The organism is Anaerotignum sp. (assembly GCF_031981185.1).
GTDB lineage: Bacteria > Bacillota > Clostridia > Lachnospirales > Anaerotignaceae > Chakrabartyella.
The window spans coordinates 1-8,393 of the sequence record NZ_DALYUL010000050.1; the positions used below are offsets into that span (position 1 = coordinate 1).

General features: G+C 38.6%; 9 protein-coding genes, 5 tRNA genes and 1 other annotated feature. Of the genes, 13 read left to right on the forward strand and 1 reads right to left on the reverse strand.

Annotation, left to right across the window (positions count from 1 at the left end):
• Positions 1–77: 77 nt before the first annotated feature.
• The 13 genes from RTK36_RS16105 (at position 78) to RTK36_RS16165 (ending at position 7,193) form a co-directional block, all read left to right on the forward strand.
• Positions 78–151: transfer RNA gene (locus RTK36_RS16105), tRNA-Ile, on the forward strand.
• A gap of 15 nt (positions 152–166) precedes the next feature.
• Positions 167–240 (forward strand) — tRNA-Asp (locus RTK36_RS16110).
• Positions 241–245: 5 nt separating this feature from the next.
• Positions 246–318, forward strand: a tRNA-Val gene (locus RTK36_RS16115).
• A gap of 23 nt (positions 319–341) precedes the next feature.
• Positions 342–415 (forward strand) — tRNA-Met (locus RTK36_RS16120).
• Between the two features lie 198 nt (positions 416–613).
• Entirely contained in the window at positions 614–1,246 is a 633-nt protein-coding gene (locus tag RTK36_RS16125; protein WP_312048242.1) for a flavodoxin family protein, read from the forward strand.
• A 173-nt stretch (positions 1,247–1,419) separates the two neighbouring features.
• Positions 1,420–1,893 (forward strand): 2-C-methyl-D-erythritol 2,4-cyclodiphosphate synthase, encoded by a 474-nt coding sequence (ispF, locus tag RTK36_RS16130; RefSeq protein ID WP_312048243.1) that lies wholly within the window; start codon positions 1,420–1,422, stop codon positions 1,891–1,893.
• Positions 1,894–1,898: 5 nt separating this feature from the next.
• Positions 1,899–2,189, forward strand: a binding site (T-box leader).
• Positions 2,190–2,307: 118 nt separating this feature from the next.
• Positions 2,308–2,871, forward strand: coding sequence for a serine O-acetyltransferase EpsC (epsC, locus tag RTK36_RS16135; RefSeq protein WP_312048244.1), 564 nt, complete (start codon positions 2,308–2,310; stop codon positions 2,869–2,871).
• 200 nt (positions 2,872–3,071) lie between these two features.
• On the forward strand, positions 3,072–4,484 hold the full coding sequence (gene cysS, locus RTK36_RS16140) for a cysteine--tRNA ligase (RefSeq protein ID WP_312048245.1): 1,413 nt from the start codon (positions 3,072–3,074) through the stop codon (positions 4,482–4,484).
• Positions 4,485–4,486: 2 nt separating this feature from the next.
• Positions 4,487–4,912: a Mini-ribonuclease 3 gene (locus RTK36_RS16145; RefSeq protein ID WP_312048246.1), complete on the forward strand. Its 426-nt coding sequence runs from the start codon at positions 4,487–4,489 to the stop codon at positions 4,910–4,912.
• Positions 4,913–5,018: 106 nt separating this feature from the next.
• Positions 5,019–5,783: a 23S rRNA (guanosine(2251)-2'-O)-methyltransferase RlmB gene (rlmB, locus tag RTK36_RS16150; protein ID WP_312048247.1), complete on the forward strand. Its 765-nt coding sequence runs from the start codon at positions 5,019–5,021 to the stop codon at positions 5,781–5,783.
• Positions 5,784–5,889: 106 nt separating this feature from the next.
• Positions 5,890–6,408, forward strand: a complete 519-nt coding sequence (locus RTK36_RS16155; RefSeq protein WP_312048248.1) for an NYN domain-containing protein — start codon at positions 5,890–5,892, stop codon at positions 6,406–6,408.
• Entirely contained in the window at positions 6,378–7,082 is a 705-nt protein-coding gene (gene sigH / locus RTK36_RS16160; RefSeq protein ID WP_312048249.1) for an RNA polymerase sporulation sigma factor SigH, read from the forward strand. Before RTK36_RS16155 ends, sigH begins: the two co-directional genes overlap by 31 nt.
• Before the next feature lie 38 nt (positions 7,083–7,120).
• A tRNA-Thr gene (locus RTK36_RS16165) sits at positions 7,121–7,193 on the forward strand.
• A 731-nt stretch (positions 7,194–7,924) separates the two neighbouring features.
• Here RTK36_RS16165 and RTK36_RS16170 read toward each other — a convergent pair.
• Entirely contained in the window at positions 7,925–8,299 is a 375-nt protein-coding gene (locus tag RTK36_RS16170; RefSeq protein WP_312048250.1) for a PH domain-containing protein, read from the reverse strand.
• Positions 8,300–8,393: the final 94 nt, after the last annotated feature.

Sequence of the window (8,393 nt, forward strand, 5' to 3'; positions counted from 1 at the left end):
AGCAGCTGACTTGTAATCAGCAGGTTATCGGTTCGAGTCCGATCATCGGCTTAAATTTTAACTGAGCACAGCATTTTGGGTCTTTAGCTCAGTTGGTTAGAGCATCCGGCTCATAACCGGACGGTCCCGGGTTCAAGTCCCTGAAGACCCATTTTTAACTAAATATGGCTTAGTAGCTCAGTTGGTTAGAGCGCCGGCCTGTCACGCCGGAGGTCGAGGGTTCGAGCCCCTTCTGAGTCGTTTATGGGAGTTTAGCTCAGCTGGGAGAGCATCTGCCTTACAAGCAGAGGGTCACAGGTTCGAGCCCTGTAACTCCCATTTTTCTACGAAATTTAAAATGTGGCGGAGTAGCTCAGTTGGCTAGAGCATGCGGTTCATACCCGCAGTGTCGGGGGTTCAAATCCCTCCTCCGCTATGACTTGACTTATTGCATCCTGAGAAATGGGTGTTTTTTTGTATTTAAATGGAATTTACTTGTAGATTTCAATTCAAACTAATAATAAAATTATATGCAAATAGCTTTTATATACGACAAAAGTAATTATATGAAAATTGGCATCATAAGTAATTATTTATGTTAGAAACAATACAATGAAATAAGGAGGCAAAAAGCATGAAAGTATTAATGGTTAACGGAAGTTCAAACTTGAAAGGTTGTACCTTTACTGCACTGACAGAGGTTGGTGTAGCTCTTGAAAAACAAGGGGTGGATTATGAAATTTTCCAACTGGGCCCAAAACCTATCAGAGATTGTATTGGATGTGGCAAGTGTCACGAAGGAAGATGTATTTTCAACGATGACGACGTAAACCGGTTTGTAGAAATGGCACAGGACGCTGATGGGTTTATTTTTGGTTCTCCTGTATATTATGCTCATCCTAGTGGTCGTTTGCTCTCTTTTTTAGATAGAGCCTTCTACTGTTCGACCACTGCGATTAGGAACCCGTTTAACTTTAAACCGGCGGCAGCTGTTGTTTCTGCGAGACGAGGTGGAACTACGGCATCATTTGATGTAATCAATAAATATTTTACCATTGCAATGATGCCTATTGTAGCCTCAAGTTATTGGAATATGGTGCACGGTAATTCTCCTGATGAGGTTAAGCAAGACGCAGAGGGATTGCAAACTATGAGAAATATTGGAGCAAATATGGCATGGATGTTAAAAAATATTGATGCAGGGATGAAAAGTGGAATTTCATTGCCTGAGGTAGAACGAACACATAGAACAAATTTTATTCGATAAGGTATGGTTAACTTAGAACTCCTTCCAACCTTAGCACCGTAAATTTTATTTTAAATTCATCTTCTTGACAGAATGAATTGGTCAGGGTATAGTAGGGGGGACAGAAAGAAAAAGGGTGGTTTTGGTAGTGGAATTTTTTACATCCAAGCATATATTAAAAGAGGGGTAAAAAAATGCGGATTGGCTCTGGATATGATGTGCATAAATTGGTTGAGAAACGCAAACTGATTCTTGGTGGAGTTGAAATCCCTTTTGAAAAGGGCTTATTAGGACATTCAGATGCAGATGTTTTATTACATGCAATTATGGATGCACTGTTAGGCGCAGCTGCATTGGGGGACATCGGAAGGCATTTTCCTGATACAGATGAAGTATATAAAGGTGCAGATAGCTTAAAGTTGCTTTCCAAAGTTTTATACTTGATTTCTGAAAAGGGATATTGTATAATTAACATCGATGCAACAATTATAGCCCAGAAGCCTAAATTGGCACACTATCTTCCTGAAATGTGTGAGATAATTGCAAAAACACTGGAAATAAATAGGAATCAAGTGAACGTAAAAGCAACATCGGAAGAAGGCTTGGGTTTTACAGGAAAAGGTGAAGGTATTGCTGCTACGGCAGTTTGCCTTTTGCAAGAAAACTAAATAAGAAAAAGGTTATGATGGAAAAGAGTAATCCTTTTCTTGCCTAACAGAGAATAGCGACCTTGGTGAAAGGTGGTGAGATTTGAAATCATGAATACATGGTTTTATCTGTCAACATCTTGAGATACTTGGGTGGGAGTCGCTTATAGGTGGGGAGGGATGAAGTGCGTTCCTGAACTGAGCAGGCGAAACATGAGTAGTCTGTGTCCGATGACAACGTTACAGTCCTAAAGAGAGATGGTGATGGCCGTCTAATTAAAGTGGAACCGCGGAGAATATATAGCTTCGTCTTTATTTGTATAAAGACGAAGCTTTTTTATTTCTTGCTTTACAATTACCCCAAATTAAAAATGGGATTACTAAACACCAATTGCTTATGAAAATGAGGTTATCTTAAAAATAGGAGGAATTATTATGTTAAAGGATGCAATCAGAGTTATTAAAGAAAAAGACCCTGCAATTAAAAGCAGTATTGAGGTTTTTTTATATCCCAGTTTTTGGGCCGTAATTAATCACCGAATTGCTCATACACTTTACAAGAAAAATAAGTATTTCTTAGCAAGGTTGGTATCACAATTCTCACGTTTCATTACGGGAATTGAGATTCACCCTGGTGCAACAATCGGAAAAAACTTTTTTATTGACCATGGTATGGGCATTGTAATTGGGGAGACAGCGGAAATTGGCGATAATGTAATGCTGTATCATGGTGTAACCTTGGGTGGTACAGGGAAAGATAAAAATAAACGACACCCAACAGTGGAAGATAACGTTATGATTGGTGCAGGCACCATTGTTTTGGGGCCTATTACAATCGGTAAAAATTCCAAAATTGGTGCTGGTTCTGTGGTAATTCAAGATATTCCGGACAATGTAACTGCTGTTGGCTCCCCTGTTATGGTGGTTCGAAAAGATGGCATGCGTATTTCACCCGTTGCGCCTGAGGAGTTAACAGGATGCAAAAGAAGAGCAGTATAAATCTTATATTCTGGTGGAAAATATAAGTATTTTTTATAAATATATGATATAATTGCAAAATAGAAGCAATCATTTTCAAACGAGTTTTTCTGAAGACGTATTATTGGTAATAGAGCTTTTTGAGAGAAAGGCTTTAGATGAAAGTGCTTGTAAAGAATATTTATATTTTGAAATGAATGAATAGAAAGGATGAATCACATATGAAGGTTTATAATACCCTAACCAGACAAAAGGAAGAATTTGTCCCCATGGAGGAAGGCAAAGTAAAGATGTATGTTTGTGGCCCCACGGTGTACGATTATATTCATATTGGCAATGCACGACCCTACGTTGTTTTTGACACTGTAAGACGTTATTTGGAATATAAGGGCTATGAAGTAACATATGTACAGAACTTTACGGATGTAGATGATAAAATCATTAACCGTGCAAATAAAGAAAATAGCACCATGCAGGAAATTTCTAATCTCTACATTCAAGAAGCTTTTCATGATGCCGATGGCTTAAATGTTAAAAGAGCTACCGTTCACCCTCGTGTAACAGAGGAAATGGACTTAATTATTGAGATGGTAAAAGACTTGATTGATAAAGGCTTTGCTTATGAAGATAAGGGAACTGTTTACTATGATACAAAGAAGTTTCCAGAATACGGAAAATTATCTCGTAAAAACTTAGATGAACTGATTGCTGGTGGTAGTGAACGTGTTTCGATAGATGATGCTAAGAAAAACCCTACGGATTTCGTCCTTTGGAAACCTAAAAAGGAGGGGGAACCCAGCTGGACCTCACCATGGGGTGAAGGAAGACCTGGTTGGCACATTGAATGCTCCGTTATGGCAAAGCACCATTTAGGTGAGCATATTGATATTCATGCTGGTGGTGAGGACTTGGTTTTCCCTCACCATGAAAATGAAATTGCTCAGAGTGAAGCATGCAATGGTTGCCAATTTGCGAAATATTGGCTGCACAATGGCTTTATTACTGTAGACAACGAGAAAATGTCTAAATCCTTAGGGAACTTTTTTACGGTAAGAGATATTGCAGCTCAATTCCCTTATGAAGTGATTCGTTTCTTTATATTAAATGGCCATTATAGAAGCCCTATCAACTTCAGTCGTGATTTAATGCAGGCTTGCCAGAATGGTCTGGAGCGCATTAAAAACGCTAGAAAAGAGCTTGCCTTCTTTATCGAAAATGCCCCTACGGGCGCTATTAGAGAAGATGAAAAGAGCCAGGCTAAGGATTTAGAAGGTTACAAAGATCAATTTGAAGCAGCCATGGATGATGACTTTAATACTGCTGATGCCATTTCCGTAATTTATGAATTGGTTCGTTTTAGCAATATTGCTGTAAAAGCAGGTGCTTCCAAGGAATATGCTTCAAAAATTCAGGATATGCTAGATCACTTATGTAGTGTATTGGGTGTTGCCGAGTTGAGTGAAGATAGTATCTCCGATGAAGAAACAGAAAAAATCGAGGCACTGATTGCAAAAAGAAATGAGGCAAAGAAAGCCAAGGATTTTGCCGCAGCCGATGCAATTAGAGAAGAATTAACAGCCATGGGAATTACGATTAAGGATACTCGTCAGGGCGTACAGTGGTTTAGAGGTTAAATATGGATTTACAAGAGCTTGATTTAATTTTAGGTGGTGAAGGGGAGGTCGATCCCAAAGGGATGTCGCCCCTTGGCCTTGCGTATATAGGGGATGCGGTTTATGAAATGTTTGTCAGATTGACGGTACTGACAGATGGAAATGCCCCGGTAAACCGTTTACACAAGAAAGCAAAAGATTTAGTGAATGCCAAGGCGCAAGCCCACATGTATTTTCGCATTGCGGAGCAATTGACAGAGGAAGAAGCTTCTGTTTTTCGCCGGGGTCGTAACGCAAAGTCTTTCACTACACCCAAAAATGCAGACTTGATGGATTATCGTCATGCCACTGGCCTTGAGGCATTATTTGGATATTTGTATTTAAAAGGGGAAAAACAACGGGCAATAAGCTTGTTTTCTTTGGGTATGGCGGATATAATAGAAAAATAGAACGAATGATAAGCCGAAGGAGGTAGAAAAACCTTTTCCTTCGGCTTTCTATAACATGGTGAATATGGATTGTGAGTTGTCTAAGGATAAAGATGGAGGCATTTTTGTGGATAAAAAAGAAAGAGAATTTAACGAAAATCAGTTAGAGGGCAGAAATGCTGTGCTAGAAGTATTAAAAAGTGGCAGGGATATGGAAAAGCTATTGGTACTAAAGGGAAATCTAGAGGGAACCATAAAGCGGATTATTGCTATGGCAACGGAAAAGGGTGTAGTGATTCAGGAAGTAAGCCGACAGAAGCTGGACGAGCTTTCTCAGACGAAAAATCATCAAGGTATTATTGCATTGGTTTCCGCCCATGAATATGTTGAGGTTGAGGATATCTTGGAAATTGCCAGAAAAAAACAGGAAGACCCTTTTATTTTGTTATTGGATGGTATTACAGATCCTCATAATTTAGGGGCAATTTTGCGTACAGCGGAATGTGCAGGAGTTCATGGAGTGATTATACCGAAACGCCGTTCCGTGGGGTTAAATGCTACAGTGGGTAAGACCTCGGCAGGTGCCATTGAATACATCCCTGTAGCCAGAGTAACTAATATTGTAAAGATCATGGAAAAACTAAAAAAAGAAGGTCTGTGGATTGCCTGTGCGGATATGAAGGGATTAGACCATTTTGATACCAATATGAAGGGACCTTTGGCCTTGATAATTGGTAGCGAAGGGGAAGGTGTAAGCCGTCTTGTTCGAGAAAATTGCGATTTTACAGCCTCTATTCCTATGTATGGGCAGATTTCATCTTTAAATGCTTCGGTAGCGGCAGGGCTTTTAATGTATGAAGTTGTACGACAAAGAAAATTTTCCAAGGAATAATGTAACTATTTTAAAATAATAATTAGAATGTAAATAGTGGTTTTGCAAATTGCGACAAAATATGTTACTCTATTGTGTATATCACTACAGAATGGAGGGGGCGCTTTTGCATAAGGAATTCTTATTGGTAGATGGCTACAATATCATTCATGCTTGGGATGATTTAAAAGAGTTGGCTCGTGATGTAAGTTTGGAAAGCGCAAGGCAAAAGCTTATGGATATCCTCTCGAATTATAAAGGGGTAAAAAGCACAACGATTATCTTAGTTTTTGATGGGTATTTGGTGAAAGGAAGTATTGGGTCTGCGAACCAATATCAAAATATATTTGTTGTTTATACCAAAGAGGCGGAAACGGCGGATCATTATATAGAAAGAGTAGTTACTGCCATGCCAAAGCATTATAGGGTTCGTGTGGCCACAGGAGATGGGTTGGAACAGCTCATTATTTATGGGCAAGGTGCCACAAGAATGACGGCAAAGGAGTTAAGAACAGAAATTCAAGCAGAAACGGATTATTTAAGGGAACGGTTTATTGAAAATAGACCGCCGAAAAATAATTTGCTAGCAGATCATCTTGACCGGGAGGCGTTGGAATGGATAGAAGCGTTGCGGAGAACAAAGTAGAAGAAGGAAAAGGCACGGCTCAGGCCCCAGAGTCCAGTGACATAAGGTTTGGGGCATTTAAAGATGAAGTAGTAGTAACAATGGCTCAGCAAGGAAATGCACAGGCAGAAGAATATTTAATGGATAAATTTAAGCCCCTGGTAAAAGCAAGGTCCCGGGCATATTTTTTGATTGGAGCAGATAGTGAGGATATTATTCAAGAGGGGATGATTGGCCTATATAAAGCTGTTCGTGATTTCAATGCAGAACGCAATACATCATTCTGTGGCTTTGCAGAGTTATGTGTGAATCGCCAGATGATTACAGCAATTAAGGCCGCGACGCGATATAAGCATCAGCCCCTTAATTCCTATATATCTTTGAATAAACCAGTCTTTGATGATGATTCAGAGCAAACCTATATTGATTTATTGCAAGAAGGGGAGCTATTAAATCCTGAAGCATTATTCATTGGACAAGAAAACAAAGATTTTATTGAATCCCAGATGGTGAAAAATTTAAGTGGTTTTGAAACCAAAGTTCTAGCCCTCTATTTGCAAGGCAGAAGTTATTTTGAAATTGCAAAGAGCTTGAAAAAAAATGAAAAATCCATTGATAATGCATTGCAACGGGTAAAAAAGAAAATGGAGCGTTTTTTGGAGCAAAATAGTATTGACGAAACAAAAACAATGTGATAATATATACAGGCTGACGAAATATTTTTCGTAGCTATGCTGATATGGCTCAGTAGGTAGAGCGTCGCCTTGGTAAGGCGGAGGTCACGGGTTCGAATCCCGTTATCAGCTGTCTAGAACCCTCGTAAACCGGGGGTTATTTTTTTGCGTGTGAACTTTGTGTGAACCATTATCCAAAAAGTCGTCAACGCATTCATTCATAAAGTTATTTATTTCATTTCTTTTTTGATTTTCAGTATGCTGATAAACGCTTTTTAGCATAAACTTAAAATCTTCATTAAACAGTTTAATAGATGAGGATAATAAACCTGCGATATTGCGCATTGTTTTGGGAGATAGATTGCTAGCTTTTTTTTCTTGATTTAGAGCAACTTGTATTTTTAGGTTAGTTATCTCGAATAGCTTCTGGTCTTGTAACCCATGAAGATATGTCTTCTTAATTCGTTTATAACCTCTTATGGTTGATGGAGACAGTATGCGATCCTTGCTATTTATATATCCCTCAATAGCATCCCCTAATGTAATTGTAACTTTTATATGCCGTTCATTTTTGAGCTTAAAAAGTGCGGCTTGATATTCTGCCTCTTTTTTAGTGGGGGCAGTAAAGCTTTCTCTTATTTTTTAGGTTTTCCATCTATTATTTCAGTGTGACTGAATATTTGCACTCGCCACTGTCCAGATGGCAATTTTTTAGCATTGGCCATAAAAATAAGACCTCCTTAGTATTTTTAGGTATGGTAAACAAGGCGGTCTTGTGATACAATTAGCTTGAGTAGGGCAGTTGTACCACGGTATGACCGCTTGTCCCTCACTTCGTTGGTAGCGGAGTGGGGGATTTATTTTTAAAGGATATAGTTGCTCAGAAGTCTATTAAAACTACGTATATCAAAACTTCCTACGATTTCGAATTTAACTTTTCCTAAAGCGCTAAACCAGAGTTCAATTTCGCAATCCAAATCTAATGTGCCAGCAGTTTCTACAGAGAAAGCTTGAATTTTACTGTATGGTAGAGAAGTAAAATCTTTCTTTTTTCCTGTAATTCCTTGAACATTAATTGCGATTGCTCTTTTGTTTGTAAATACCACCATATCACGAATTGTTTTAAAAGACGCAAAAACACTTTCGTTATCCACTAACATAGGCTCCACTAATTTAAAGCCCTCGTCGTTTTTTGTTGGTGTAAGCTTGAATACTGCTGAACTCTTAAAATCTATCATTCTAAATTTCCTCCCTTAATTTGACAATATATTCTATATTGTCTATAATAATATTAAGGGTTTGTTCTTCCGACAAATCTAACTTTTCCCTTAC